The sequence below is a fragment of the Pseudoclavibacter sp. CFCC 13611 genome, assembly GCF_008831225.1.
Classification (GTDB): Bacteria; Actinomycetota; Actinomycetes; order Actinomycetales; family Microbacteriaceae; genus Pseudoclavibacter_A.
On the sequence record NZ_WBKE01000001.1, the window covers coordinates 768,203 to 793,521 of the forward strand.

The following is a 25,319-nucleotide window of genomic DNA, read 5'->3' on the forward strand; positions in this document are numbered from 1 at the left end:
AGACGTCCAGGTCATTCTGCGGTCAGGTGATCTGAATACCCTGGTGGGTATATGTGAGAGCGTAGCACAACATACCCCTGGGGGTACTTTTGTCGCTCAGCGCGTGGGCGAGGTGATTACCGAGTTGTCTCCGGCGAAGTGGCGCACCAACTCGAGCACGTAGGTCAGCTTGTCAGCGACCTGATCGGTGATGGTGAACGGGTAGAGGTCGTGCTTGCCCATCGAGCGGTTCACTCGGTTGAGCGCGGTCGCCAGCGGATTCCAGATCGACAAGAGGTCTGCTGCGTCTGCTGTCGGTGCCCCGGCGAGCGTGGGAATCGACGTCTGCTCGACCCTCACTCTGTCTGGCCAGGAATCAGGAAAGCGCAGCTGCAGGCCGTGTGCTGCAGCGGTCTGCAGCGTGTCGGCGATGTGCAGAAAATGCGCGAACGTCTCGGCGAAGTCCTCCCAAGGATGCGTCATCGCGTACTGCGAGATGTAATTCTCGCTGCGTGTGGCGCGATCCTGCCGCCGCTCGTCGTCGTCATCGCCGTAGTGCGCGTTGAGTGCTGCGCCGTAATCCTGTCGCTCGTCACCGAAGAGCTCGCGAAAGCGCTGCAGCCAGTCATCGTGCTGAGCGACCAGTGCCTGCCAGTAGTAGTGACCGATCTCGTGTCGAAAGTGCCCGAGCATGGTTCGGTACGGCTCGTCGAGCAGCGCGCGCAGCGCCTCACGGTGCGAATCCTGCGCCTCGGTGATGTCGATGGTGATGACGCCGTTCATGTGGCCGATCATCACCTTTTTGTCATCGGTCGAAGCGTCGAGGTCGAATGCGAGCCCGCCGTCAGGCTGCTCGCAGTGGCTGACGATGGGCAGATCCAGGTCGTCGAGCTGAAAGACCAGCCGCCGCTTCGCCTCGGCGGTCTCGGCGAGCAGCCGGATCACTCGTTCGTCGAGGTCGTCGGGAACGCTGCGCGTGAGCGCACATGAGAAGCACAGAGTGTCGGCAGATGCGGCCAGCCAGTTGCAGCCGATGCGCTCGTTCTCGCAGTGATGCCAGCGGTCTGCGCTGTCGTCGATCCATGCCCCGTCCGTCAGCGGCACCATGGTGCGGTCTGCCCTTGAGAAACCCACCTCCGTTCCGCACTCCGTGCAGGCGCGCTGCTCGAAATAGACGATTGAACCGCAGGCCGGGCAGGGGAAGATGCGCATGTGGGCTAAGACTCCTTTGAGATTGTGGCAGCCTGATCTGACAGGCTGCAGCTCGGGCCGCGGCCGTCGGCGACTCGACGATAGAGGTGCTCCTGCAGACGGGCGACACCGGGCAGATGATAGATCGTGCGAAGCACACGCCCGCCCAACGCGATGTCCAATGCGCTGTCGACGGCCGCGGCGCCTGAGCATCGCATCCATCGGCCAGAGGGCAGCCTCACGTACAGCCAGACCGATTCGGCGGCTTCGTCGGCCGAGAGACGCAGCGCCTCGCGCACCGGCAGGTTCTGCGAGGGCACGGAGTAGACGCGATCATGTCGATCGAGGCTCTGCAAGATGTCGACGCAGCGCCGGCAGAACTCGCACTCGCCGTCGAACACGAGAATCGTGTCGGCGTGGGCGAGCGGCTCCAGCGCGGGAATCGAAGCGAGGTCGGGGAGTGCGGCAGGGGCGACGTTCATAGCCTCAGGCTACGCCTGTGCAGGACGTGCGAGACCGACGAACTCTCTGATCGCGTCGACTTCGCTGCGAAACTGCGCCGCACCCTCGGCATACGACTGCGCGAGCTTCGCCACGTCGCGCTCCTGGTTGCTGACGGTGAGCCCGGCCGGCGCGAACACGTAGGCCCTGCCGGCTCGTTCGAGTTCGAACAGCTCGGCCCGGGTGCGGTTGTAGTGCTCGGGTCGGGCAGCCAGCGCAGCCGGCACCGCGGGAAAGCGCCGGAACGCCAGCCGGGCCGCAGCGCCCGCCCGAAACCGCGGTTTCACATAGTCGCGCGGACGGCTCAGCACCACGACGAACTTGTCGAACCCGGCTGCTCGGGCAGCATCCAACGCGATGCCGCCGGTCGGGCCGAGGGCACCGTCGACGTAGGTGCGCCCGTCGAGGTGCACGGGAGGCATGAAGATCGGCATCGTCGACGAGGCCTGCACACGGTCGAGCAGACCATCGAAGCTCGCGATGTCGTCGCGGCCCCAGTAGACGGTGTCGCCGGTGTCAGCGCAGAAGGCGCCGATCGCGAACTGCGCGGGGTTGCGTCGGTACATCTGCCAGTCGAGCGGCAGCGCCTCGCCGGGGTTCGAGGTGTGGTGATAGATGTAGTCGGAGTTGAAGGCGCCCTTGCCGCGCAGCCAGGTGCCGATGCTGCCGAGGTTCGGGTCGGCGCCGAAGTCGACGAACGACTTGCGTGCCCGCAGCGGGTCGCGGCTCAGGTAGTTCACGGTGTGCGATGAGCCTGCCGAGACCCCGCCGACCCAGCCGAAGTTGATGTTCTCGCGCACGAGGCCGGCCACCACGGGGGCGGTGCATGCGGCGCGCATGCCTCCTCCTTCGAAGATGAGGGCGGTGTCGGTGACGTTGATCTCGGGTGCTGAGATGGCGGGGCTCGAATCTGTTGCGGCGCGTGGTTCTGGCACGGTGCTGGTGAGGTTTTGGCTTGGTGTGGTCTGTGCGGTGGTTGGCCTAGGCGTGGCCTGAACGGCGGATGCCATGGTGCGGTCTGTCTCGGTGCTCACCATCCCATTGTCTCGCGTTCGGTACGGCGCGTGCGACAGAACTGGCGGGGAGGTAGCTTCTCTGTCGACACGGATCGCTCCGCACCTGCGCCGATTGCTCCACACCTGCACCGATCGCGCGGAAACCCGCCAATTTGGAGCGATCGGTGGCGGTGCCGGCCAATCGGCGCAGGTGCGGAGCGATCTCACTGGGCAGAACCGGTTGTATGGGCTGTTGTGCTGCCGTCAAATGTGCAGAACCTGCGGTTTTGGTCTGCCTCGAGGTTCTCGAGTGTGCAGAACCTGCGGTTTTGGTCTGCGTCGAGGTTCTCGAGTGTGCAGAACCGTTGGACTTTCGGCACGTCGAGTGTGCAGAACCTGTTTGCTCTCGTCGAGAGCTTAGAAGTCGTGCCCTTCACACGGTTTTTCCAGCTTCTTCTGCACTTTCGTGCTCGACTTCACACGAAGTACGCACTCGGCATGTTGCCACTCGCGTCGCTGCGCAAAATGTGTGGGAATGAGCTGTTTTCGCCACAAAATCTGCCTATCAGAGAGTGAAGCCTTTCGCGAAGCGCATGGCACATCCTGACTCACGTCGGCGAGGCCGACACAGATCGCTCCGCACCTGCGCCGATTGCGCGGAAACCTGCCAATCTGGAGCGATCAGTCGTGGTACCGAGCGATCGGTGGTGGCTGAACCAAACGGTGTAGGCCGGGCTGCCGCCACGGATTGGCTCGCACCTGCGCCGATTGGACAAAAACTGGTCGGTTCTCACCAATTGGTGGCGGTTCCGGCCAATCGGCGCAGGCCAGCAACCCGTCACAGCCGCAGACCGGCCCCGTTCGGCAGCACCCGTCGCAGCACATCAGACATCGTCACCACGCCGACGAACGCACCATCTCTCGTGGCGACGGCGAACTGGCGGCCGGTCTTTCGCATCCGCGCGAGGGCCGCATGCGCAGGCAGGTCGACGGCGAACTCCAACGGCTCTCGCACCAGGTCGTCGATGCGATCGTCGTCGTCGTGCAGCAGCAGGTCGCGCACGTGCACCACACCGGGAGTGCCGGAGCGTTCCACCAGCACCCGCAGGTGACCCGAGGCGGCGGCGACGTCGCGCACGTCTGCCGCGGTCGCATCCTGCGTGACGGCGGCAGGATGCGATGGTGCGGCAGGCAGCAGATCGGCGACCGTCAGCCGCTCGAGATCGAGCACCTGCGCCAACTGGGCACGGAACGCATCGTCGAGCGTGCCCACGGCGGCCGAATGCTCGACCAGATGACGAATCGCCTCGACGTTCTGACCCCCGGTGCTGCGCGACTCGGCGGGGGAGTAGCCGCTGGCGGCGACGAGACGGTTGGCGATGCGGTTGATCCAGACGAGCAGCGGGCGCAGCAGCCAGGCCAGACCGCGGGCAGGCAGACTGACGGCGCTCGCAGCTGCCTCAGGGTGGGCGATCGCCCACGACTTCGGAGCCATCTCGCCGATCACCAGATGCAGGAAGGTGACGAACAGCAGGGCGAGCACGAAGGCTCCGCTGTCTGCCAGCCACTCTGGCGCGCCCCAGGCCGCAAGGATCGGACTGAGCCACGCGTCGACCGCGGGCTTGGTGATCGCACCCAGCGCGAACGTGCAGATCGTGATGCCGAACTGGGCCACGGCGAGCATGATCGTCAGCTCGTTCATGCCGCGCAGCGCGGCTCGTGCGCGCAGGCTCGTCGCTGCGTCTGCCTCCAGCCTGGGGCGGCGAGCGGCCAGCAGCGCGAACTCGATGATAACGAAGAATGCGCTGAGCACGATGAGCACGGTGGTCGCGATCACGACGAAGAGCGGTGACTGCGTCATCGGTGGCCTCCCTCGGTGTCTGGGGTGGCAGGGTGCGTGTCCACCGCATCCGCATCTCGCTCGATGAGGTGCAGCCGCAGCCGGCTCGGCACGAGCCGCTCGACCTCAAGCGCCGTGATCTCGAGCTCTCGCTGCACCGGTTCGCCCTCGGCGAGGTCTGCCGGATCTTCGGGCAGCACGACGGTCACAGTGTCGCCAGGTTCGAGAAACGCGCCGCTCGCGCTGATCGCAAGGCCGGCGACGGTCTCGACGTCGTCTTCGGGCAGCTGTCTGCCGATGATGCGGGACGCCTCGTCGATATGGGTGTCGCCGCCGACCTCCCAGCTCTGCGAGGGCTGATCGACGTGGATGCGGTGGAGCGCGCTCTCGCGGCCTCCGTCGTGCTCGTCGGTGATCTCGCCGACGAGTTCTTCGGCGACGTCTTCGGTGGTGATGATGCCGGCGAAGCCTCCGTATTCGTCGATGGCGCAGGCCAGCTGTGCACCGGCCTCGCGCATCTCATCGAGCGCGGCGGGCAGCGGCATGAGGGTGGGCACGAGCACTGGGGTGCGCATGATCACCGAGACGGGGTCTGTCTCGGCACCGGTGTGTCGCAGCAGATCGATCAGCTGCACCACGCCGCAGGGGTCGGCGCGATCGTCGAGCACCGGAAAACGACTGTGCCCGTGGGCCATCTCGCGCCGCAGCTCGGCGACGGTCGTCTCATGCGTCACCGTCGCGACGCGCGACGCCGGGATCATCGCGTGTTCGACGTCGTCGCTGGGAAAATCGAGCACACGATCGATGAGCACGGCCAGATCTGCCGGCAGATGCCCGCTCTCGCGGGAGTCGGCGACAGCCCGCCGCAGCTCTTGAGGCGAGGCACTGGAATCGACGTCGTGCACCGGTTTGACGCCGATGAGACGCACGAAGAGGTTGGCCGCGACGTCGAAGACGGTGATCAGCCAGCCGAAGACGGCCAGGTAGATCTGCGTCGAGCGGGCCAGCCGCAGTGCGAGCGGCTCGGGCGCCGAGATCGCGAGGTTCTTCGGGTACAGCTCGCCGAAGATCATCTGCACGATCGTGGCGATCACGAGCACGCCGATGGTGCTCACCGGAATCGTGACGGCGGCGGGTACCCCGAGGCCTCCGAAGATCTGGGCGAGGGAGTCGCCGATCAGTGGCTCGGCGATGTATCCGACGAGCAGGCCGGTGACGGTGATGCCCAACTGCGCGCCGGAGAGCATGAACGAGGTGCGCTTGGTGACGGCGAGAGCTCGCTGGGCGCGCCTGTCGCCCGTCTTGGCTCGGGCAGCCAGGCCGGCTCGGTCGACCGACATATAGGCGAACTCCTGCGCCACGAAGTAGCCGTTGACGACGATGATGACCAGAATCAGCACCACGCCGAGCAGCAGAGAGAGCAGCAGCCCAGTCATGAGGCGCTCGCCTCATTGACGATCACACCGGCCAGCGGTGTGGTGGGCTGATCGGCGAGCGGCCTGTGGCGGCGAGGTGCGGCCCCGCCAGGGTCGTCAGCGCGCGGATGCGAGCGCGCGTGACGGCGGATCGAACGGTGTCGTGGTGCTCGGCGTGCGGTCGGCGTTGAACCCAATTGGCGAGTCGCTCCTTCATTCGCGGCTGGTCGCATGAGTGTACCTACCGTGGCTGAGAGCAGGCTGTGGGGACAGCGCCTGCCACTGGCCAGCGAGGGTTCGAAGGCACGGATCAGTCGTAGAAGTGTGCGGTGGCTCTGAGTTGGTCGGCGAACTTGTAGATCTCGTCAAGGGTGTCGATCGTTTCACGAGTCTCGTTCTTCTCGGTGTCGAAGAGCCCGATGTACTTCTGCCCGGTGTTGAAATGAAGACGTGCGATCGGCTTGCGATTGTTGTCGTCGAGTAGAATTCCGAAGTAAGACTTTGTGTCGCGCTGGGCGATGCGTGCTGGTGAGACTTCGCTGCAGACGATGGCTCGCACGATCTGATAGGCCTCGATCTCTTCCAAAGTGGTCTCGATGCCTTTGTCCGACTTCTCGTCAGGATGATCCACGCTGGCCTGTGCCACGTTGGCGCTGGCCGCGGGCCCGGAGACCGATGCGTCATCGGATTCGGTCTGGTAGGCCTGGCTGCCCAAGGCAGCCTTGAGCCGGTCGTTGACTTGGTCTGCCAAGAACTGTTTCATGGCTTTCGGTACCAGACCTGAGAACAGGTCGCGCACCTTCTGTGTGAAGGATCCGTCGTACACGCGCGAAGCGACCATCTTGATCCAGTCGTCATCAGGTGCTTTGAACTGAGCGGCCAGGGCACGTTTGAGCTCACCGACGTACTTGAGTTCTTCAGCGGCGTTCAAGACGGAGTCGAGATCGAAGACCTCTTTTGTGAGCTTGTTGAGCTCGGGGATGACGACGGGATCCAGATCAGACACCTGGAATCGGAGGAACGGCTTCTCGTCCATTCGATTGGGCTTCTCAAGATCGGTGAAGAATTTGTACTCATCACCGTTAGTCAGGATTGCGATGCGTGCATTCGTGACGGCGAAGTATCGAAACAGTTGTGAGGCATGGTTGATATTGAGATCTTCGCCGATCTTCTTGCACTCGACGAGAATCTGCACGACATCGTCTTTGATGATCGCGTAGTCGATCTTCTCGCCCTTCTTCGTGCCGATGTCTGCGGTGTACTCGGGCACTACTTCGTTCGGGTTGAAGACGTCGTACCCCAACACGAGCGAGATGAAGGGCATCACAAATGCGTTTTTTGTGGCTTCTTCGGTTTCGATCGCGTCGCGCTGTTTATCGATCTTTGTGGCCAGGCTGTTCAGACGCTCGGTGATCTCGGGCACGTTTCCCCCTCATTGGATTGTGGCAAGCTCGTTTAGCCTATGAGGTAGGACCAAGACCCAACGGTACTGACGCGCAGTCGCAGGGGAGTTCTTCAGATCTTTCCCTTGTCTGCGTAATCGGGAGGATTCTGAACACCGAACACGGGGTCGATCAACGCCCACTATCGCCGGGCGATGAGAGCTTCTGGGACAGGATGCTGGGTCGTTTTGTCCGCTCTGACCCTGACTTCTAAGATGAATATTGACGTCGAACAGGCTTACGCCCCTGGCATGGAGGAGAACGCGGAGCTACAGCTCGCTCAGACTGTTTGGGTGAAGTGACTCTGTGGGGCTGAACGCAAATTCGAGGCAATGATGGTCAAGGCTGCCATTTGTGCTATCACTAGGGGTTGTAGCCCGCTTGGTCGACTTTGAATTGAGAATCCCAAATGACCACACTTGCGCTCGCACTGTCCGACCTTCTCAACGACCGCCAATCATCTCTCGAGACACTGTTGGACCGTCACTTCAGCGATAAATACCGTCAGTGCACCAATGGTGATTGGACCACGCGTGAGCAGTTCGCTGAACACATCGAACACCTTCGGGTCATCACCAGCAGCGCGAAGATCAAGGTGTTAGATGAGCTCACCGATGGTGACCATTATGCGGAGAGACACCGTGTGGTTGTGACAAAACGAGACGAGTCAACAGTCGAGCAAGAGGTGTACGTGTTCGCACGGCTGGACTCTGACGGGAAGTTTCTCTCGCTCGAGGAAGTGACCCGCATGGTCCAAGGAGACGAACAAGATCGGAATATCGGCAGTGCTCGCTGACTCCGTCGTGCGGTCGACGAGGCCGTCGAATCTCGACGCGGTCTTGTCTCTGTGAAGGCCTCTGGCATCATGTGCCCGTTGACTCAGAACTGCGTGCGGTAGGTGACGTCGCCGTTCTTCCAACGGCGGGGCCTGAACGTAGGTCTTAAGGCAAGTATCGTCGCAGGTGTAGCCGCCAACTGCTGCAACCTGCTACATCCCGCATACTTACTGGGGTGGCTAACGGGACTTGAACCCGCGACATCCGGCACCACAAGCCGGCGCTCTACCAACTGAGCTATAGCCACCATGTGCACTCGATCGCTCGAACGCAGCGCGTTTCATCTTACTGGTTTTGCAGCAGCGACGCGAATCGGGTTTCCGAGGCCTCGCATGCGGCCGTCGCCTCGGCGCTCGTCGGCCCGGGTTCGGCCACGATGAAGGTGCGACGGTAGTAGTCGAGCTCGCGAATCGACTCGATGATGTCGGCCATCGCGCGGTGACCGCCATGTTTGTCGGGGGAGTGGTAGTACGCTCTCGGGAACCACCGTCGTGCAAGCTCTTTGAGGCTCGACACGTCGATGTTGCGGTAGTTGAGGTGCTCGTCCAGCTCGGGCAGATCGCGGGCCAAGAAGCCGCGATCGGTGCCGATCGAGTTGCCGGCCAGCGGGTTCGCCTGCGGTCGCGGCGCATGCTTCTTCACATACGCCATCACCTGATCGTTGGCCTCGGCCAGCGAGATCCCGCCATCGAGCTCGTCGAGCAGACCCGACTCGGTGTGCATGTTCCGCACGAAGTCATTCATGCCGGCCAGCGCATCCGCCGACGGCTTGATGATCAGATCGATGCCCGCATCGCACACATTGAGATTCTCGTCAGTCGCGATCACGGCGATCTCGATCAGCTCGTCTCTGTGCAGGTCGAGGCCGGTCATCTCGCAGTCGATCCAGATGATGTTCTTGCCGTGTGGCACAAGGCCTCCAAGTGGTTCTGAGTCTCCCCGGCAGGATTTGAACCCGCGACACAAGGGGTAGAAACCCTCTGCTCTGTCCACTGAGCTACGGGGAGAGGCGCCGCAGTCGGCACCCAACGATGATACACCGAGCGCAGCGGCGGTGCACCGTATTGCCTCTGCCCACGGGCCGCGACCCGACCAGCGACCCGAGCCGAGAACCGAGCCGAGAACCGAGACGGCGACGCAGTTCGTCAGAGAACGCCAGACGTGATGACGAGACCATAGAATGCGAGGCATGCCGAGAATCTTTCACGATCTGACCGAGGCCGTCGGTCACACTCCGCTCGTCCAGGTCAACCGCCTGACCGCCGATGCACAGCAGGGCACACGCGTGCTGGCGAAGCTTGAGTCGTTCAACCCCGCGTCAAGCATCAAAGACCGCACGGCGCTGTCGATCGTGCGCGCCGCTGAAGCTGACGGCAGCCTCGGCCAGGGCAGGGGCATTCTCGAGGCCACGAGCGGCAACACCGGCATCGCCCTGGCCTGGATCGGAGCGGTTCGCGGCTACCGTGTGGTCATCGTGATGCCTGACGACGTCTCGCTCGAACGGCGCACCCTGATCAAGGCGCTCGGTGCCGAGCTGGTGCTCACTCCGGGTGACGAAGGCATGGGCGGTGCCAACCAGCGGGCGGGCGAGATACTCGAAGCAGACCCGAGCCTGGTGCTCACGGGGCAGGGCGGCAACGAGGCCAACCCGAGGGTCCACTTCGGCACCACAGGTCCCGAAATATGGGATGACACCGACGGTGAGGTGGATGTCCTGGTTGCGACGACCGGCACCGGCGGCACGATCAGTGGTGCGGGACGGTTCCTGAAACAGGTGAAGGCCGATATCGAGGTGATCGGGGTCGAGCCGGCCGAGGCGCCGGTGCTCAGTGGCGGCGAGTGGCAGCCGCATAAGATTCAGGGCATCACCGGCGGCGACGGCACCCCGCCGGTCACCGACGTCGAGGTGATCGACCGCATGGTGGCCGTCGAGCAGGATCAGGCCATCGAGACCTCGCGGCGCGCGGCACGACTCGAGGGGCTGATCGTCGGCATCTCGTCGGGTGCTGCACTACTGGCCGCGACGCGACTTGCGGCCGAGCCCGCATATGCGGGCAAGACGATCGCCGCGGTGCTGCCCGACACCGGTGAGCGCTACATCACGAGCGAACTCTTCGACCACGTGCGCTGAGCAGAACGGCGGTCATCCGGCCCTCCAGTGAGAGCAGATGACCGCCGTTGTCGAGGCTGATCCAGGTTAGCCCATGATGCGCAGGCGGATGGTCTCATCCATGCCGCGCAGCACCTCGAGCACCTCTTCTTCGACCCAGGCGTTGACGTCGGTCACTGCGTAGCCGATCTGGCCGCGGGTGGCGAGCACCTGGCTGTCGATGTTCACACCGAGATCGCTGAGTGTGTTGTTGACCTTTGCGAGCACGCCCGGAATATTGCGGTGAACGTGGGCGATGCGGTGGATGCCGTCGGTCCAGGGCAGCGTCAGCACCGGCAGGTTGACGCTCAGGCTGGTGTCGCCGTGCTTGATGTAGTCGATGAGCTTGCCCGAGACGAAGCGGCCGATGTTGCGCTGGGCCTCTTCGGTCGAACCGCCGATGTGCGGGGTGAGAATGACGTTGTCGAACTCGGCGAGCTTGGTCTCGAAGGCGTCGCCGCGCTTCTTGGGCTCGGCGGGGTAGACATCGATCGCCGCACCGCCGACGTGGCCGCTCTTGACCGCGTCGTAGAGAGCCTCGATGTCGACCACGTGGCCGCGTGAGTTATTGATGAACATCGCGCCGTCTTTCATGGCGGCGAACTGCTCGGTGCCGAAGAAGTTGGTGTTCGACTTGCGGCCGTCGACGTGCAGGGTCACGACGTCGCTCTCTTCGAGCAGCTCGTTGAGCGTGTGCCGGCGTTCGGCGTTGCCCATCGCGAGCTTCTCTTCGAGGTCGTAGAAGACGACCTTCATACCGAGGGCCTCGGCGACGACCGAGAGCTGGGCGCCGATGTTGCCGTAGCCGATGATGCCGAGGGTGCGGTGACGCACCTCGTGCGAGCCGGTCGCAGCTTTGTCCCAGATGCCTCGGTGCGCCATCCGATCTTTCTCGGGAATGTGGCGCACGAGCATGATCAGCTCGCCGATGACCAGCTCGACGACCGAGCGGGTGTTCGAGTAGGGGGCGTTAAAGACTGCGATGCCACGCTCTGCGGCTGCAGGCAGGTCGATCTGGTTGGTGCCGATGCTGAACGCACCGACCGCCTCGAGCTGCGGGGCGTTGGCGAGCACGCGATCGGTGACGTGGGTCTTCGATCGAATGCCGAGCACCGAGACGTCGGCGAGCTTCGAGATGAGCTCGTCTTCGTCGAGCGCACCACCGACGGTGGCGACCTCGAAACCTCGGGCCTTCAGATTTGAGACGGCAAGCGGATGGATGTTCTCGAGAAGTAGGGCTTTCTGCACTTCTTAATGCTAACCCCGGTGGAGTCTCAGCGAAACCGCGGGTTCGCCACGCCGTGTCATGCGGCCGGGTGATGAACGTTGCGCCATGTGTCAGCCGAGAGGCTGTGGGAGGGCGAAGCGACATAGGCTGCCACCACAATGTCACCACTCACCGCCGTCTTCGTTCTGTCGGGCCTCTGCCTCATCGCGACAGCGCTCGGTCTGCTCTGGCGCTTGCGGCAGGGGCGACTCGTGCGCAACCGATCTCAGCAGACGCCACCATGGCATCCTGCGACGACCACTGCAGACCCGGTGCTGGGGCGGCTCGGCCTGCGAGCGACGATCGTGCAGATGTCGACCGAAGTCTGCGCCCACTGCCCATCAGTGCGCCGGTCGCTCACCGCGATCAGCGCGGCCGATCCAGACATCGCCTTCGTAGAGATCGACGTCGGCAGTGATCTCGACACCGCTCGACGTTATGGCATTCGACGCACACCCACGGTGCTGTTCTTCGATGCACACGGTTCTCAGGCCGGCCGGGTCGAGGGGCCTGCGACGCAGAGTCGCTACCGCGAGCTGATCGACGACCTACTGGCCACGGGAGCTGAGCACACGGCAGGCATCGAGGGATCCAGAGGAGGCTCATATGGGCGATAAGACGTATACCCTGCAGGCCCAGCCGAACGGGCCGGGCATCGACCCCAGGGCACCGCGCTTCGGGGCGAACATCACTTGGGTGCTGCTGCTCGTCGTGCTGTTTCTCAACCTGGTCGAAGGCCCCGGGATCCGACCCGGCGAGACCGGCGGGGTGCTGGCACGCCCCAGCTTCTGGCTGCTGCTGGTCGTGACGCTGCTCTTTGCCTGGGGCGCGTTTCTGGGGGCGAAGACACATCCGTACTCCGTACTGTTTCGCGCTGTGGTTCGCCCGAGACTGGCACCACCAGAACAGCTCGAAAACCCGAGGCCGCCGCGATTCGCACAGCTCGTGGGGTTCGTCTTCACCGCAGTCGCCCTTGTGCTGGCGCTGCTGGGTGTGCCGTGGGGGCTCTTCGCACCCACCGCCGTCGCGTTCGTCGCAGCCTTTCTCAACGGCGTCTTCGGCTACTGCCTCGGCTGCGAGGTCTATCTGCTGCTGGCGCGCGCTAAACTGGTGAAGCTCTGACGCAGGATAGTCGAAGCGGATCCCCGTTCGCTCTCGCAGCAGACATGTGATCCTTCGGCGTTCGCTCAGAGCGAGCAGCGTGACACCAGACGCCACGTCAAGATCTCATGAGCGAGAGAGGAAGCCCTTGTCCGGCTCCACAGACATGACCGACCAGTCGCACACGACTCCGCAGCAGACGCAACCCAGCCATCCTGCGTGGATCGAACGCGTCTTTCACGTCGCCAAGCGCGGCTCGACCGTCGGCACCGAGGTGCGCGGCGGGCTGGTCAGCTTCGTGGCGATGGCCTACATCGTCATTCTGAACCCCCTGATCATCGGCGGGTTCTCGCCCGACCAGGCGGCCGTAGACGTCGCGGGCGGCTTCCTGCCCAACAACCAGGTCGCAGCGGTGACGGCACTGACCGCCGGCGTGATGACCATTCTCTTCGGCTTCGTGGCAAACCTGCCGTTCGGGCTCGCAGCGGGACTCGGTGTGAACTCGTTCCTGGCCGTGAGCGTGGTCGGTGAGGTCACCTGGCCCGAGGCCATGGGACTGGTCGTGATCAACGGCATCGTCATCACGATTCTGTCGCTCACCGGGCTGCGCACGATGATCTTCGAGTCGATTCCGCAGCAGCTGAAGACGGCCATCACGGTCGGCATCGGTCTGTTCATCGCATTCATCGGCTTCGTCGACTCGGGGCTGGTGCGCTCGACGGGGTTCAACTCGCCCCCGGTGCAGCTCGGCGAGGGCGGCTCGGTGCACACCTGGCCGGTCGTCATGTTCGTGGTGTCGCTGATCATCATCGGCGTGCTGATGGCCCGAAAGATCAAGGGTGCGCTGCTGATCGGCATCGTCGCCTCGACCATCGTGGCAATGATTCTCGAGGCGGTGCTGCACCTCGGCAGCTCGGTCGACAACCCCGGTGGCTGGGGCCTCAGCGTGCCGCAGCTGCCCAGCAGCCTGTTCTCGCTGCCTGACCTCAGCCTGGTCGGCAACTTCAGCTTCGGCGCGTTCGGTCGCATCGGCTACCTGTCGTCGATCATGCTGATCTTCACCCTGTTCTTCACCAGTTTCTTCGACGCGATGGGCACGATGACCGGCCTCGCGAAGGCGGGCGGCCTGGCCGATGAGAAGGGCAACTTTCCTCGACTCAAGTCGGCGATGGTCATGGAGGGCGTCGCCGTCGCGGCCGGCGGTGCGACCTCTGGCTCGGCCAACACAGTGTTCGTCGATTCGGCGGCCGGCGTCGGCGAGGGTGCACGAACCGGTCTGGCCTCAGTAGTCACCGGTGCGCTGTTCCTGCTCGCGATGTTCTTCAGCCCGCTGACCACGATCGTGCCGGCTGAGGTCGCCTCGGCCGCGCTGGTCGCCGTCGGTTCGCTGATGGTGTCGCAGATCAAAGACATCGACTGGAGCGAATACTCGGCAGCGCTGCCGGTGTTCCTGACGATCACAGTGATGCCGCTGACCTACTCGATCGCCAACGGCATCGGCGTCGGGTTCATCAGCTGGGTGCTGGTGCGGTCGATCTCGGGCAAGGCACGTCACATCTCGCCGCTGCTGTGGATCGTCTCGATCGGTTTCGCGGTGTACTTCGCACGCGGTCCGCTGCAGGCGCTGATCGGAGGCTGATCGCATGGCTGAGATCGTCGTCGCCGGCGGATGCTTCTGGTGTCTTGACTCCGTCTTTCGTCATCTGCGTGGTGTCGAAGAGGTGGTCAGCGGATACGTGGGCGGCAGCGTCGAGCACCCGACCTATGAGCTGGTGTGCACTGGGACGACCGGGCACGCCGAGGCGGTCAAAGTGGTGTTCGACGAGCAGCAGCTGCCCGTCGACACGCTGCTCGACGTGTTCTTCACGCTGCACGACCCGACGACGCTGAACCGGCAGGGCAACGACGTGGGCACGCAGTACCGCTCGGCGATGTTCCCGGCGGATGCCGCCCAGCGTGAGACCTTCGAACACGCGATCCGGCGTGCCCAGGAATGGTGGGATGCGTCGATCGTGACGACGATCGAGCCGCTCGGCGCGTTCTGGCCGGCCGAGGACTACCACCAGGACTTCTTCGCGAAGAACCCGGGGCAGGGCTACTGCCAGGCGGTGATTCCTGCGAAGGTGGCCAAGGTGCGGCGGCGTTTCGCCGACCTCTTCGTCGACTGACTGATTGCTGAGCGGTGCTGGACCTCGGCCGCAGCATCTCTTGCGCCTGTGTGAGCGGGTCTGCATCGACCTCGGCTTGGAACCTGCCAGAGGTTGAGGCCTTGCACCCATGTGAGCGGGTCTGCATCTGTGAGGCGATCGCAGGTGCGTTGGGGCAAATGACTGGCAGATGCAGTCCGCACAGCCGGGTGCAGTGGTCGAAGTTGTGCACACTCGCGTGCCCAGAGCTGCGATGGTGATGACGACTGGCGATGCTGGCAACAGGAACTCGACCACCGGGTCGGGTCGCATCCTGAAGGAGCCCGCCATGAGCATCGACACCATCGCAGTCAACGGCCTGGTCGCCACTGAGCCGCAGACGAACTTCACCCGAGACGGCAAGCCCATCACTTCGTTTCGGCTCGCATCGAACCAGCGACGCTTCGACCAGAAAGAGGGTCGATGGGTCGACGGCGATACGAATTGGTTCACAGTGACCGCATTCCGGCAGCTGGCCACGCATGCACAGCAGAGTCTCTTCAAAGGTCAGCGGGTCTTGGTGCAGGGCAGACTGCGCGTCAAGCAGTGGCAGAACGAAGAACGCTCGGGCACCACTGTTGAGATCGTCGCAGACAATATGGGGCACGATCTGGTCTGGGGCATCAGTGCGCTGACCAAACCCGAACGTCAGCCTCCAGCTCACCTGCAGCAGGAGGGCGCGCCTGGCGAGGTCTCTGGTGCAGAAGACTCCTTCCCGTCGGCAGATGCAGATGCATCCACTGGTGCGCCTGAGGGTGGCACAGGTACGTCTGACGCTGGCACAGCGTCTGCGACCGGTCGGGTGCACGTCGATGCCGCAGCGTTGACGTCTGAATCTGATGGGCAGACAGTGGAAGGCAGCGGTTCCACGACGGGTGCGGTCGATGACGCTGCGTCACACGGCGGGCTCGAAGACCACAGCGACAACTGGACCGACACATCCGCACAGCCTCGAGGCTGGAATGAGCCGGGCATGCAAAGCGACCGGGCGGCGGCTACGCTAGGCGGGTGACCATTCGAACCGCCAGCTCTCGTCGTCAGTCATCTTCTCACCGAGAATCGGTCGGAGTCTTCCGTGCCCGTTCTGCCGTCGCGGGAGTGTTCGCGGGGGTGCTGACGATGGCCGCACTTGCTGGCTGCGCACAAACGAACAACGGCTCGGCGTCGACTCAAGCACCTGCTCCGAGCGCTGCGGTTTGGGTGCCCGGCGGCACCGCGGAACAGAACCTGCCGGCGTTTCAGTCACTGCTGCAGCCGCTGACCGATGACGACAAAGTGCCGACGACACAGTCCGTCGTCGACGCCGTGCACTCGGTCGGGGTCACCAACGACCAGATGCAGGTCACTCCTGATCACACGCCGAAAGACTTGGATGCCGACAACCTGTCGGTCTCGGTCAAGATCGACGATCAGTGCCTGATTGGGCAGTATCATCGCGGGCGATTCGATGCTGTGGTGGCTGCGCCGATCAACGGCTCCTGTCTCGTTGGCAACACAGTGCCGCTGCAGTAGCCTCGCTGCGGTGCCCCTGCAGTAGCGTCGCTGGGGTAGCCCCCGGCAGTGCTGCTGACTGTACCCCTGCATGAGTGCACCTGAAGTGCCCCTGCACGAGTGTCGCCGCACAAGCTTCCGGCAGTGTCGCTGAAGGTGCCCTTGCATGAGTGTCGCCACACGAGCCGTCCGACAAAGATGCGGTCGCGACGAAGCGGCGCGCGGGGAGGCTTCGCCCGCAGCGGAACCTCTTGTCGGGTCGCGCGGCAGCTCCATGAACGGGCTCCCAACCCATAGAATGGTGCGCATGGCTGAATACATTTACCAGATGGTGCGCGCCCGAAAGGCGCATGGCGACAAGGTCATCCTCGACGACGTCACCCTGGCATTCCTGCCGGGCGCGAAGATCGGCGTGGTCGGACCGAACGGCGCTGGCAAGTCGAGCGTGCTCAAGATCATGGCCGGGCTCGACACGCCGAGCAACGGTGAGGCGCGGCTCACGCCAGGCTTCTCTGTCGGCATTCTGCAGCAGGAGCCCGAACTCGATGACGAGCTCACCGTGCTCGAGAACGTGCAGCAGGGAGTCGGCGAGCTCAAAGGCAAGGTCGATCGGTTCAACCAGATCAGCGAAGAGCTGGCCAACCCTGATGCTGACTACGACGCGCTGCTCGAAGAGATGGGCAAGCTGCAGGAAGACATCGATGCGGCCGATGCCTGGGATCTGGACTCACAGCTGGAGCAGGCGATGGATGCGCTGCGACTGCCCCCGTCTGATGCCATTGTGAAGAATCTCTCGGGAGGTGAGCGCCGCCGTGTGGCGCTCTGTCAGCTGCTGCTGAAGAAGCCTGATCTGCTGCTGCTCGACGAGCCCACGAACCACCTTGACGCCGAGAGCGTGCTCTGGCTCGAGCAGCACCTGCATTCGTACCCGGGTGCCGTGCTCGCGGTCACTCACGACCGGTACTTCCTCGATCACGTCGCCGAGTGGATTCTCGAGCTCGACCGTGGTCGTGCCTACCCCTATGAGGGCAACTACTCGACCTATCTTGAGAAGAAGAAAGATCGTCTCGAGGTGCAGGGCCGCAAGGATGCCAAGCTGGCGAAACGCCTCGAAGACGAGCTCGACTGGGTGCGAACGAATCCCAAGGGGCGGCAGGCCAAGAGCAAGGCTCGTCTGGCTCGCTATGAAGAGATGGCCAACGAGGCCGAGAAGACCAAGAAGCTCGACTTTGAAGAGATCCAGATTCCGCCGGGCCCGCGCCTTGGCGACATCGTGCTCGAGGCAGAGCACCTGCACAAGGGCTTCGGCGATCGCGTGCTGATCGACGATCTCTCGTTCACGCTGCCGCGCAACGGCATCGTCGGCATCATCGGTCCGAACGGCGTGGGCAAGTCCACGCTGTTCAAGACGATCGTGGGGCAAGAGAAGCTCGACGGCGGCAACCTCAAGGTCGGCGAGACGGTCAAGATCTCGTATGTCGACCAGGGGCGCGAGGGAATCGATCCCAAGAAGAACGTCTGGGAGGTCGTCTCTGACGGGCTCGACTACATTCACGTGGGCCAGGTCGAGATGCCCAGCCGTGCATATGTGTCGGCGTTCGGGTTCAAAGGCCCCGATCAGCAGAAGCCTGCGGGAGTACTCTCGGGCGGTGAGCGCAACCGGTTGAACCTTGCGCTGACCCTGAAGCAGGGCGGCAACCTGTTGCTGCTCGATGAGCCGACCAACGACCTGGACGTGGAGACGCTGTCCAGCCTCGAGAACGCACTGCTCGACTTTCCCGGCTGCGCCGTGGTCATCACCCACGACCGGTGGTTCCTCGACCGAATCGCGACGCATATTCTCGCGTACGAGGGTGACGACGAGAATCCAGCCAAGTGGTACTGGTTCGAGGGCAACTTCGATGCGTACGAGAAGAACAAAGTTGAGCGCCTCGGCGAGGATGCTGCTCGCCCGCACCGCGTGACCTACCGCAAGCTCACGCGAGACTGATTCGTTCAGTCGCCTACGCTCTGACACAGCCGTGTGCTCGGTCGGCCTGCACCTGTGCGAGCCTGGCATGGGCATGGGCATGGGCATGGGCATGGGCATTCTTGCACGCAGGTTGAGCTGTGCGTTCGGTCAACCCGTATACAGCCGCTGAGCAGGGTGTTCGAAAGGGTCCTGTTCCAGATCTCTTGAGATCTCGGAACAGGGCCCTTTCTTCTTGCCGTCAGGCGTGGCATGTTCTGCACTTTCGGCGACGGGCAGGGTGGTTCTGGTTGTCGAGTGTGTAGAAGGTGTGGGTATCAGCGGCGCGAGGTCTCAGGTTCTGCACTTTCGGCGACGGGCAGGGTGGTCCTGATTGTCGAGTGTGTAGAAGGTGTGGGCATCAGTTGTGCGAGGTCTCAGGTTCTGTACTCTCGGCGAAGGCGTGAGTGGTTTGTGTACTCTCGGCGACGGTGCGGCGGGTTCTGCACACTTAGCGCGAGCAGAAGTCGGTTGGTCGTCGAGCGTAGACCTCGGTTGGTCAGCGAGCGCAGACCTCGGTCGGTAAACGAGTGCCAGAACCCCCGCTTCCTCGGCGCTCGTCGCCGTGACTCCGCGCTACTCGGCCTTCTTGAGGTTCTCGGGCTTGAACTGCGGCAGCCGCACCAGGCCTTCCTGAGCCACAGTTGCGATCAGATCGCCGCCCTGCGTGAACATGCGTCCCTCAGTGAGACCGCGGCCGCCCTGGGCAGTCGGCGACTCCTGCACATAGAGCACCCATTCGTCTGCTCGTGCCTGCCGGTGAAACCACATCGCGTGGTCGAGGCTCGCCGTATTCAGCCCTGGGTATGCCCACGGAATCCCATGCCGCCGCAGAATCGGCTCAAAGGTCGTGTAGTCGCTCGCATATGCCAGAGCCGCCGCGTGCAGCGCAGGGTCGTCGCCCAATGCCTCCCGCGTCTTGATCCAGACCGCCTGGAAGGGAATGTCCTCATCCTCTTTCGGCACGCTCACATAGATCGGCGACGGGTAATGGCGCATCTTGAACGCACGATAGTCGGTGAAGTAGCGTCGAAACGCCTCGGGAGCACCGCGCAGCGTCTCTTCGGTGGTGGGCAGCTCGTCCGGGCCGGGGATGCCGGCCGGCGGCCGAATCTCATGCTGCAGCCCCGCATCCACCGTCTGGAATGACGTGATCAGCGACAGAATCGGCTCCCCATGCTGATACGCCTGCACGCGGCGCTGACTGAACGAGCGCCCGTCGCGCAGCGTCTCGACCGAGAAGTCGACCGGAAGCTCGATGTCGCCGCCGCGCAGAAAATAGGCGTGCAGCGAGTGCACGAACCGGCCGTCGGGCACAGTGCGACTCGCGGCGGTGAGCGCCTGCGACAGAATCTGTCCGCCGAACACGCGTCCGGTCGGCATCCAGTGCGAGGGGCCGCGAAAGCCCTGCTCGCCGGGATGCGCGGCAGCCACCTCTTCGAGGCGCAGCACGTCTTCGATGTGCCGAACAGGCGCGATGTTGTCGAGTGCGTAAGACCGGTCAGCGGCCATTGATGACTCCTTTGTGACAGCGGACGAAGGGCAGAGCCCGCAGGACTGGGCAAAGCGTGCAGCGCGTTCAGCCATGATCTGACGGCGGATGCGTCAGCACGGCCCGTCGTGCAGCGCACCGACGCGAGCTGGCTCGCGACGAACAGCGCACTGTCGCGAGCTGGCTCGCGACGAACATCGCACCTTCGGATTATAGGCACGGCCGAACAGCTGCTCTGACCACGGCCGCCGTCGCTGGTATATGTTGTCGGCATGGCATTCGGCGACAGTGACTCATCACCAGGCTCAGCTCCTGACTCAACACCTGACTCAGCTCCTGATTCAGCTCCTGATTCAGCTCCTCACTCCGCCTCTGAGACAGACCCGATGGGCGGCACAGACGCAAACGAGGCCTTCGACATCTCGAGCCTGCTCTCGCGCCCCGGCGCCGCGCCCGGGCCAGACCGCCTCCATCTGCTGGATGCGCATGTCGTAGCCGACCTCGAGCAGTTCGTCGCGCGGGCGCGTCGCCTTGACGACGGGGCCGCAGTCTGGCTCTCGGCGCATGACCGCGCCTTGGTCGCCACCGCGTCACCGCTGTTCGCCGCGGGTCTCAGCGACGCCGCACCGACCCTGCTCGGGGTCAAGGTGCTGCCGCTGGCGAAGCCTGCCCGGCTGCAGTACGTGGTGCCCGCTCAGGCGCTGAGCGACCGTCTCGTGCGCATGCATCGCGAGGGCGACACGACGCTGCGCACGCCGCCCGTCGAAGTGCACGAGGTGTGGACTGCGGTGACTCCGCCGCGATCCGGCTGGCAGCGCGTCGCCGAGGTGTCGGTCGAGCAGGTGCGCGAGGTGGCTCGCGCCGGCATCGACGAGATCGCGCAGGGCGTGCCCGAGCTGGCCGGCGAGCTGGCCGTGCACGAGCTGCGTGGGCGCGTCTGGGGCCGTTCTGCGGATGCACTGGCAGGGCTGACCTCGGGCCTCGCGTTCACGCTCGACGCGTTCGGCTTTCTGCCGTCGCAGCAGGAGCAGACTGGCATCGTGCGCCTCTTCCACAACGGCATGTGGCAGCGAGCCGCGGCACCGTTCGGCGACGCCATCGTACGACTGCCCAGTCGGCTCTGACCGACGAGGCCGGCACCTCGGCCGGGCGGGGTCACTCTTCGAAGGTGTTCACCATCGCCTGCGCCGCGCGGTCGAAGTAGTCCCACAGCATCGTGCGTGCGGCGGGGGAGGGCGCAACCTCGTCCAGCGCGGCCGCCATGCAGCGCTTCCAGCGATCTCGGGCATCCGGATTCACTTTGAACGGCATATGCCGCATGCGCAGGCGGGGGTGACCACGCTCTTGGCTGTAGGTCGTGGGGCCGCCCCAGTACTGCGTCAGAAAGAGGGCCAATCGGCGCTCAGCCCCTGCGAAGTCATCGGCCGGATACATCGGCGCGAGCACTTCGTCTTCGCGAATATGCACATAGAAGGCGTGAGCGAGGCGCTCGAAGAACTCCTGCCCGCCCACTTCGTCGAAGACTGTCTCAGCCACGTTCGGGGCCTTTCTCGTCGGAGGGATGCTCACGGCGAGGCGGCTGCCAGTCATTGTCCGGATGCTGCCGCGCCTCAGGGCGCACCTCGTGCTGCTGCGGATGCTGCGGTCGCGCCGGCTGCTCGTGCTCTGCGCGCTGTGCCGCCGCCTTGCGGTGTTTGCGAAGACGCGCCTTCGCCTTGCGCCGCTCGGCCGGAGTGTCGGGCACACCGCGCGTCGCCGCGTCGATCTCGGCAGTGGTCGCGTGCACCGGGGCCTCCTGCTCGCCACGCCCGGTGAGCAGCGGGTCGGCGATCGTCCGCCCCTTGACGCGAGGGTTGTCCGACTCGATGGTGGCCCGCAGCGTCGATGTGGTGGCGGTGTGCACGTCGTACTGATTGAACAGCCGCAGGATGCGCAGGCGCAGTTCGCGAGCGACGTCGTCCTGCTGACTGGGGCGCGTCTTGATCGCCAGTTTCACGACCATGGTGTCGCCGGCAAGCGCGGTGATGCCCCAAAGCTCTGGCTTGCCCTCGATCTTGCGCAGCCAGTAGCGCTCTTTGATCATCTCGCGGCTGGCGGTGAGCATGAGCTCCTGCACGGCCTCGAAATCAGAGTCGGTAGGCAGGTCGACCTGCACGATGGCGCGACCCCAGCCCTGCGACTGGTTGCCGACTTTGAGAATCTCACCGTTGCGCACGTACCAGAGCGTGCCGTCGGCGGCGCGCACGCTCGTGACGCGCAGCCCGACCGCCTCGACCGTGCCGCTCACCGTGCCGAGGTCGACGACGTCGCCGACGCCCAGCTGGTCTTCGAACACCATGAAGATGCCGGTCAGAAAGTCTTTGACCAGACTCTGCGCGCCGAATGAGACGGCGACGCCGAGAATGCCGGCGCTGGTGACCAGCGCACCGGTGTTGAATCCGAGCTCGCCGAGCACCGAGATCAGGGCGATCACGACGAGCGTCCAGGTGATGACGTTCGAGGTGACCGATCCGATGGTTCGCGTGCGCTGCACGACGCGAGCCTTCGACAGCGGCGAGACGAGCAGGTCGGTCGTCTTGGTGATGTCCTCTTTGCCCTTCACCCCGCTCACGATGCCGCGAACGATGCGTCTCGTGATCAGCAGCAGGACCCAGCGCAGCACCAAGGTGACCACGATGATCATCAGGATGTTGCCGACTTTGCTCCACTCGTTGAAGAACTTGCCGAAGAAGGCGAACATCGACGCGAGCCACGCCGGGGTGTCGATCTGGGCCAGGATCATGCCGCGCCCTCTGCACCCGCCTCGGCGTCACGGCGCTGCACTTTCAGAGCGCGCTCGACTCCGTCCAGGTTCTCGATCACGATTCGACGCAACGCCTGCGGCGCATCCTCATGATCGCCCAGCCAGGTCACGGCCGCCTGCCGCAGACGCTCGTCGGCCAGAGCGCCGGGGAACGTCGCCTCGAAGATCTGGTCGGCCATGTGATACGACCGCTCGTTCCAGACACTGAGCAGATGGGCGAAGTGCTCGTCGACCAGGCCGTCGAGCAGACGGGTGTCCAGTGCGCGCTGCAGTCCGTAACCCATGTTGCGCACGGTCAGGTTGGTGAGCGACTCGTCGGTGTGAATGCGGTGCGCGGTCTGCAGCTTGTGATCGGCGTCGGGGATGGCCGCCCGAGCCCGCGCGGCAGAGAGCAGCCCGGTCGCGGTGTGATCCTTTTCGAGTGCGACGTCGATCTCAGGGTCACCAGCACGCCCTGCGGCGACGAGAGCGATGAGCAGCTCCCAGTCGAGATCAGTGTCGATCGTCAGCCCGGGCAGCACGAGATTGCCGCCACGCAGAGCCTCGAGCACGTCGAAGTGCTCGGCGTCGACCGAGAGTGCGGCAAAGCTGCGCACGAACTGGAACTGCTGGTCGCTGCCGGCCTCGGCGTTCTGCGCGAGCTGCCAGACGGCGTTCGCGGCGGCCTCACGTGCCTTCGCACGGCTGTCGGGAGCGGCGTACGATCCGGTCACGGTGACCAGCTGACCGAGCACGGTGCGCAGCGTCGTCGACTGGTCTTCGGCGCTGACGTTGCCCAGCACGGTCTGAGCGAACTCGCGTGCGGCGAACTCGGTGTCGCGGGTGGCGTCCCAGAGCGCGCTCCAGACGATCGCGCGGGCGGTTGGGTCGTGCAGATCTTTGAGGTGCTCGAGTGCGGTGTGCTGCGAGCGATCGTCGAGGCGCACCTTGGCGTAGGTGAGGTCGTCGTCGTTGAGCAGCAGCAGGTCGGGCATGCGCTTGCCGACCAGTGCGGCCACCTCTGTGCTGGCGCCGTCGATGTCGGTCTCGATGCGATCGACCCGTGTGAGGCCTGAGCCGGTGAGCTCGTACAGCCCGATGCCGAGACGATGCGGGCGCAGTGTGGGATGCGACTCCGGCGCGGTCTGCTCGATGCGGTACGCGGTGATGACGCCCGTCGCATCGGTCTCGACGACGCTGCGCAGCGTGTTCACGCCGGCGGTCTCGAGCCACTTCTTCGACCAGTTGTGCAGATCGCGGCCGCTGGTGGCCTCGAGTTCGACGAAGAGATCCTGCAGCTCGGTGTTGCTGTGCGCGTGCTTGGTCAGGTACTGGTGAATGCCGGTGAAGAACTCCCGGCGGCCCACATAGGCGACCAGCTGCTTCAGCACGGACGCACCCTTGGCATAGGTGATGCCGTCGAAGTTGACCTGCACGTCTTCGATGTCGCGAATCGCAGCGAGAATCGGGTGCGTCGAGGGCAGCTGGTCCTGGCGGTAGGCCCACGCCTTCTCGGTCGAGGCGAAGGTCGCCCAGGCGTCGTGCCACTCGGTCGCCTCGGCGACGGCCAGCGTCGAGGTGTACTCGGCGAACGACTCGTTGAGCCACAGGTCGTTCCACCAGCGCATCGTCACCAGATCGCCGAACCACATGTGCGCCAGCTCGTGAATGATCGTCACGACGCGGCGCTCACGCATGGCGTCGGGCACGTTGGAGCGGAACACATACGCCTCGGTGAAGGTCACCGCGCCCGCGTTCTCCATGGCGCCGGCGTTGAACTCGGGCACGAAGAGCTGATCGTACTTCTCGAAGGGGTACGGCACGTTCCAGAGATGCTCGAAGAAGTCGAAGCCCTCGCGGGTCTTCTCGAAGATGTAGTCGGCGTCGAGGTGCTCGGCCAACGAGGTTCGCGTGTAGACGCCGAGCGGAATCGTGCGACCGTCCGAGCTGATCAGCGACGAGTGCTCGTGATGGTACGGCCCGGCGATGATCGCAGTGATATAGCTCGAAATGCGCTGGGTGGGGTCGAACCGCCACGTCTTCGCCGGGCCCGAAGCAGCATCCGCCGCATCGACGCAGGATGCGACCGGCGTGTTCGACACGACCGTCCAGTGCGCCGGAGCCGTCACGGTGAACGTGAACGACGCTTTCAGATCGGGCTGCTCGAACACCGGGAACATGCGGCGTGCGTCGGGCACCTCGAACTGGGTATAGAGGTAGACCTCTTGATCGACCGGGTCGACGAACCGGTGCAGTCCCTCGCCGGTGATCGAGTACCTCATGTCGGCGTCGATGACGAGTTCGTTGTGCTCGTTCAGGTCGGGCAGGTCGATGCGCAGACCGTCGCTCACGACCTCTGGTGCGAGGTCGGCGCCGTTCAAGGTGATCGAGTGCACCTGGTCGGTGACCGCATCGATGAATGTGGATGCTCCCGCCGCGGCGTCGAAGACGACTCGCGTCGTGCTGCGGAACGTGGTCTCGGACGCTCCGGAGAGGTCGAGCGTCACCTCATAGCTGCCGACCTCGAGCAGTGCGGCACGTTCCTGGGCTTCGACGCGGGTGAGATTCAATCCGGGCATTTTCTCTCCATCCTGAGAATCGACATCTGCCATCAGTCTAGGCGCAGGGGATGAGCGAACTCTGT

General features: G+C 64.2%; 22 protein-coding genes and 2 tRNA genes. 10 read left to right on the top strand and 14 right to left on the bottom strand.

Annotated features, from left to right (window positions below):
* Positions 1 to 96 precede the first annotated feature (96 nt).
* The 6 genes from F8O08_RS03370 to F8O08_RS03395 all read right to left on the bottom strand — a co-directional run bounded on the left by F8O08_RS03370 (position 97) and on the right by F8O08_RS03395 (position 7,344).
* Positions 97 to 1,191, bottom strand: coding sequence for a putative zinc-binding metallopeptidase (locus F8O08_RS03370; protein WP_158042537.1), 1,095 nt, complete (start codon positions 1,189 to 1,191; stop codon positions 97 to 99).
* A 5-nt stretch (positions 1,192 to 1,196) separates the two neighbouring features.
* Entirely contained in the window at positions 1,197 to 1,652 is a 456-nt protein-coding gene (locus F8O08_RS03375) for a thiol-disulfide oxidoreductase DCC family protein (RefSeq protein WP_158042538.1), read from the bottom strand.
* 9 nt (positions 1,653 to 1,661) lie between these two features.
* Positions 1,662 to 2,705 carry a patatin family protein gene (locus F8O08_RS03380; protein ID WP_225733551.1) on the bottom strand — a complete coding sequence of 348 codons (1,044 nt, stop codon included), beginning with the start codon at positions 2,703 to 2,705 and terminating at the stop codon, positions 1,662 to 1,664.
* A gap of 799 nt (positions 2,706 to 3,504) precedes the next feature.
* Positions 3,505 to 4,527, bottom strand: a complete 1,023-nt coding sequence (locus F8O08_RS03385) for a CNNM domain-containing protein (RefSeq protein ID WP_158042539.1) — start codon at positions 4,525 to 4,527, stop codon at positions 3,505 to 3,507.
* Positions 4,524 to 5,942: a hemolysin family protein gene (locus F8O08_RS03390; RefSeq protein ID WP_158042540.1), complete on the bottom strand. Its 1,419-nt coding sequence runs from the start codon at positions 5,940 to 5,942 to the stop codon at positions 4,524 to 4,526. The genes F8O08_RS03385 and F8O08_RS03390 overlap by 4 nt, the downstream gene beginning before the upstream one ends.
* A 289-nt stretch (positions 5,943 to 6,231) precedes the next feature.
* Positions 6,232 to 7,344: a type I restriction endonuclease gene (locus tag F8O08_RS03395; RefSeq protein WP_225733447.1), complete on the bottom strand. Its 1,113-nt coding sequence runs from the start codon at positions 7,342 to 7,344 to the stop codon at positions 6,232 to 6,234.
* 428 nt (positions 7,345 to 7,772) lie between these two features.
* Between F8O08_RS03395 and F8O08_RS03400 the strand changes: the two genes are divergently transcribed.
* Positions 7,773 to 8,159: a nuclear transport factor 2 family protein gene (locus F8O08_RS03400; protein ID WP_158038255.1), complete on the top strand. Its 387-nt coding sequence runs from the start codon at positions 7,773 to 7,775 to the stop codon at positions 8,157 to 8,159.
* 211 nt (positions 8,160 to 8,370) lie between these two features.
* On the opposite strand, the gene F8O08_RS03405 is transcribed toward F8O08_RS03400, so the two are convergent.
* The 3 genes from F8O08_RS03405 to F8O08_RS03415 all read right to left on the bottom strand — a co-directional run bounded on the left by F8O08_RS03405 (position 8,371) and on the right by F8O08_RS03415 (position 9,206).
* A tRNA-His gene (locus tag F8O08_RS03405) sits at positions 8,371 to 8,446 on the bottom strand.
* 38 nt (positions 8,447 to 8,484) lie between these two features.
* Positions 8,485 to 9,111 (bottom strand): oligoribonuclease, encoded by a 627-nt coding sequence (orn, locus tag F8O08_RS03410; protein WP_225733446.1) that lies wholly within the window; start codon positions 9,109 to 9,111, stop codon positions 8,485 to 8,487.
* Between the two features lie 22 nt (positions 9,112 to 9,133).
* A tRNA-Arg gene (locus F8O08_RS03415) sits at positions 9,134 to 9,206 on the bottom strand.
* Positions 9,207 to 9,388: 182 nt separating this feature from the next.
* Between F8O08_RS03415 and cysK the strand changes: the two genes are divergently transcribed.
* Positions 9,389 to 10,330 (top strand): cysteine synthase A, encoded by a 942-nt coding sequence (cysK, locus tag F8O08_RS03420; RefSeq protein WP_158042541.1) that lies wholly within the window; start codon positions 9,389 to 9,391, stop codon positions 10,328 to 10,330.
* A 66-nt stretch (positions 10,331 to 10,396) separates the two neighbouring features.
* On the opposite strand, the gene serA is transcribed toward cysK, so the two are convergent.
* Positions 10,397 to 11,596: a phosphoglycerate dehydrogenase gene (serA, locus tag F8O08_RS03425; protein ID WP_158038253.1), complete on the bottom strand. Its 1,200-nt coding sequence runs from the start codon at positions 11,594 to 11,596 to the stop codon at positions 10,397 to 10,399.
* A gap of 138 nt (positions 11,597 to 11,734) precedes the next feature.
* Between serA and F8O08_RS03430 the strand changes: the two genes are divergently transcribed.
* The 7 genes from F8O08_RS03430 (at position 11,735) to ettA (ending at position 18,383) form a co-directional block, all read left to right on the top strand.
* On the top strand, positions 11,735 to 12,232 hold the full coding sequence (locus tag F8O08_RS03430; RefSeq protein WP_158042542.1) for a thioredoxin family protein: 498 nt from the start codon (positions 11,735 to 11,737) through the stop codon (positions 12,230 to 12,232).
* Positions 12,222 to 12,737, top strand: a complete 516-nt coding sequence (locus F8O08_RS03435; RefSeq protein ID WP_158042543.1) for a DUF4395 domain-containing protein — start codon at positions 12,222 to 12,224, stop codon at positions 12,735 to 12,737. Before F8O08_RS03430 ends, F8O08_RS03435 begins: the two co-directional genes overlap by 11 nt.
* A 145-nt stretch (positions 12,738 to 12,882) precedes the next feature.
* The gene (locus F8O08_RS03440; protein WP_158038385.1) at positions 12,883 to 14,355 is read left to right on the top strand and encodes an NCS2 family permease; all 1,473 of its coding nucleotides are present in this window, start codon (positions 12,883 to 12,885) and stop codon (positions 14,353 to 14,355) included.
* A gap of 4 nt (positions 14,356 to 14,359) precedes the next feature.
* A complete protein-coding gene (msrA, locus tag F8O08_RS03445) occupies positions 14,360 to 14,884 on the top strand; it encodes a peptide-methionine (S)-S-oxide reductase MsrA (protein WP_158038250.1) in 525 nt (174 codons plus the stop codon).
* 307 nt (positions 14,885 to 15,191) lie between these two features.
* The gene (locus F8O08_RS03450; RefSeq protein ID WP_192496895.1) at positions 15,192 to 15,914 is read left to right on the top strand and encodes a single-stranded DNA-binding protein; all 723 of its coding nucleotides are present in this window, start codon (positions 15,192 to 15,194) and stop codon (positions 15,912 to 15,914) included.
* Entirely contained in the window at positions 15,911 to 16,414 is a 504-nt protein-coding gene (locus tag F8O08_RS03455; RefSeq protein WP_158042544.1) for a DUF6993 domain-containing protein, read from the top strand. The genes F8O08_RS03450 and F8O08_RS03455 overlap by 4 nt, the downstream gene beginning before the upstream one ends.
* Before the next feature lie 286 nt (positions 16,415 to 16,700).
* Positions 16,701 to 18,383: an energy-dependent translational throttle protein EttA gene (ettA, locus tag F8O08_RS03460; protein WP_158031076.1), complete on the top strand. Its 1,683-nt coding sequence runs from the start codon at positions 16,701 to 16,703 to the stop codon at positions 18,381 to 18,383.
* A gap of 594 nt (positions 18,384 to 18,977) precedes the next feature.
* Here ettA and F8O08_RS03465 read toward each other — a convergent pair.
* Positions 18,978 to 19,913, bottom strand: a complete 936-nt coding sequence (locus F8O08_RS03465; RefSeq protein ID WP_158031077.1) for an acyl-CoA thioesterase — start codon at positions 19,911 to 19,913, stop codon at positions 18,978 to 18,980.
* A 366-nt stretch (positions 19,914 to 20,279) separates the two neighbouring features.
* Between F8O08_RS03465 and F8O08_RS03475 the strand changes: the two genes are divergently transcribed.
* A complete protein-coding gene (locus F8O08_RS03475) occupies positions 20,280 to 21,017 on the top strand; it encodes a hypothetical protein (protein ID WP_158042546.1) in 738 nt (245 codons plus the stop codon).
* Positions 21,018 to 21,048: 31 nt separating this feature from the next.
* Here the strand turns inward: F8O08_RS03475 and F8O08_RS03480 are convergent, their stop codons facing one another.
* The 3 genes from F8O08_RS03480 to pepN are packed head-to-tail and all read right to left on the bottom strand — an operon-like array spanning position 21,049 to position 25,254.
* Complete coding sequence (locus tag F8O08_RS03480) at positions 21,049 to 21,483, bottom strand: globin (RefSeq protein ID WP_158042547.1); 435 nt, start codon at positions 21,481 to 21,483, stop codon at positions 21,049 to 21,051.
* Entirely contained in the window at positions 21,422 to 22,675 is a 1,254-nt protein-coding gene (locus F8O08_RS03485; RefSeq protein ID WP_158042548.1) for a mechanosensitive ion channel family protein, read from the bottom strand. Before F8O08_RS03485 ends, F8O08_RS03480 begins: the two co-directional genes overlap by 62 nt.
* Positions 22,672 to 25,254, bottom strand: a complete 2,583-nt coding sequence (pepN, locus tag F8O08_RS03490) for an aminopeptidase N (RefSeq protein WP_158042549.1) — start codon at positions 25,252 to 25,254, stop codon at positions 22,672 to 22,674. The genes F8O08_RS03485 and pepN overlap by 4 nt, the downstream gene beginning before the upstream one ends.
* Positions 25,255 to 25,319: the final 65 nt, after the last annotated feature.

Bases quoted from the DNA above. Each gene is read 5' to 3' on its own strand.
- F8O08_RS03370 (WP_158042537.1), bottom strand. From the start codon at position 1,191: ATGCGCATCTTCCCCTGCCCGGCCTGCGGTTCAATCGTCTATTTCGAG.
- F8O08_RS03375 (WP_158042538.1), bottom strand. From the start codon at position 1,652: ATGAACGTCGCCCCTGCCGCACTCCCCGACCTCGCTTCGATTCCCGCG.
- F8O08_RS03385 (WP_158042539.1), bottom strand. From the start codon at position 4,527: ATGACGCAGTCACCGCTCTTCGTCGTGATCGCGACCACCGTGCTCATC.
- F8O08_RS03390 (WP_158042540.1), bottom strand. From the start codon at position 5,942: ATGACTGGGCTGCTGCTCTCTCTGCTGCTCGGCGTGGTGCTGATTCTG.
- F8O08_RS03400 (WP_158038255.1), top strand. From the start codon at position 7,773: ATGACCACACTTGCGCTCGCACTGTCCGACCTTCTCAACGACCGCCAA.
- cysK (WP_158042541.1), top strand. From the start codon at position 9,389: ATGCCGAGAATCTTTCACGATCTGACCGAGGCCGTCGGTCACACTCCG.
- F8O08_RS03430 (WP_158042542.1), top strand. From the start codon at position 11,735: ATGTCACCACTCACCGCCGTCTTCGTTCTGTCGGGCCTCTGCCTCATC.
- F8O08_RS03435 (WP_158042543.1), top strand. From the start codon at position 12,222: ATGGGCGATAAGACGTATACCCTGCAGGCCCAGCCGAACGGGCCGGGC.
- F8O08_RS03440 (WP_158038385.1), top strand. From the start codon at position 12,883: ATGACCGACCAGTCGCACACGACTCCGCAGCAGACGCAACCCAGCCAT.
- msrA (WP_158038250.1), top strand. From the start codon at position 14,360: ATGGCTGAGATCGTCGTCGCCGGCGGATGCTTCTGGTGTCTTGACTCC.
- F8O08_RS03450 (WP_192496895.1), top strand. From the start codon at position 15,192: ATGAGCATCGACACCATCGCAGTCAACGGCCTGGTCGCCACTGAGCCG.
- ettA (WP_158031076.1), top strand. From the start codon at position 16,701: ATGGCTGAATACATTTACCAGATGGTGCGCGCCCGAAAGGCGCATGGC.
- F8O08_RS03465 (WP_158031077.1), bottom strand. From the start codon at position 19,913: ATGGCCGCTGACCGGTCTTACGCACTCGACAACATCGCGCCTGTTCGG.
- F8O08_RS03475 (WP_158042546.1), top strand. From the start codon at position 20,280: ATGGGCGGCACAGACGCAAACGAGGCCTTCGACATCTCGAGCCTGCTC.
- F8O08_RS03480 (WP_158042547.1), bottom strand. From the start codon at position 21,483: ATGACTGGCAGCCGCCTCGCCGTGAGCATCCCTCCGACGAGAAAGGCC.
- F8O08_RS03485 (WP_158042548.1), bottom strand. From the start codon at position 22,675: ATGATCCTGGCCCAGATCGACACCCCGGCGTGGCTCGCGTCGATGTTC.
- pepN (WP_158042549.1), bottom strand. From the start codon at position 25,254: ATGCCCGGATTGAATCTCACCCGCGTCGAAGCCCAGGAACGTGCCGCA.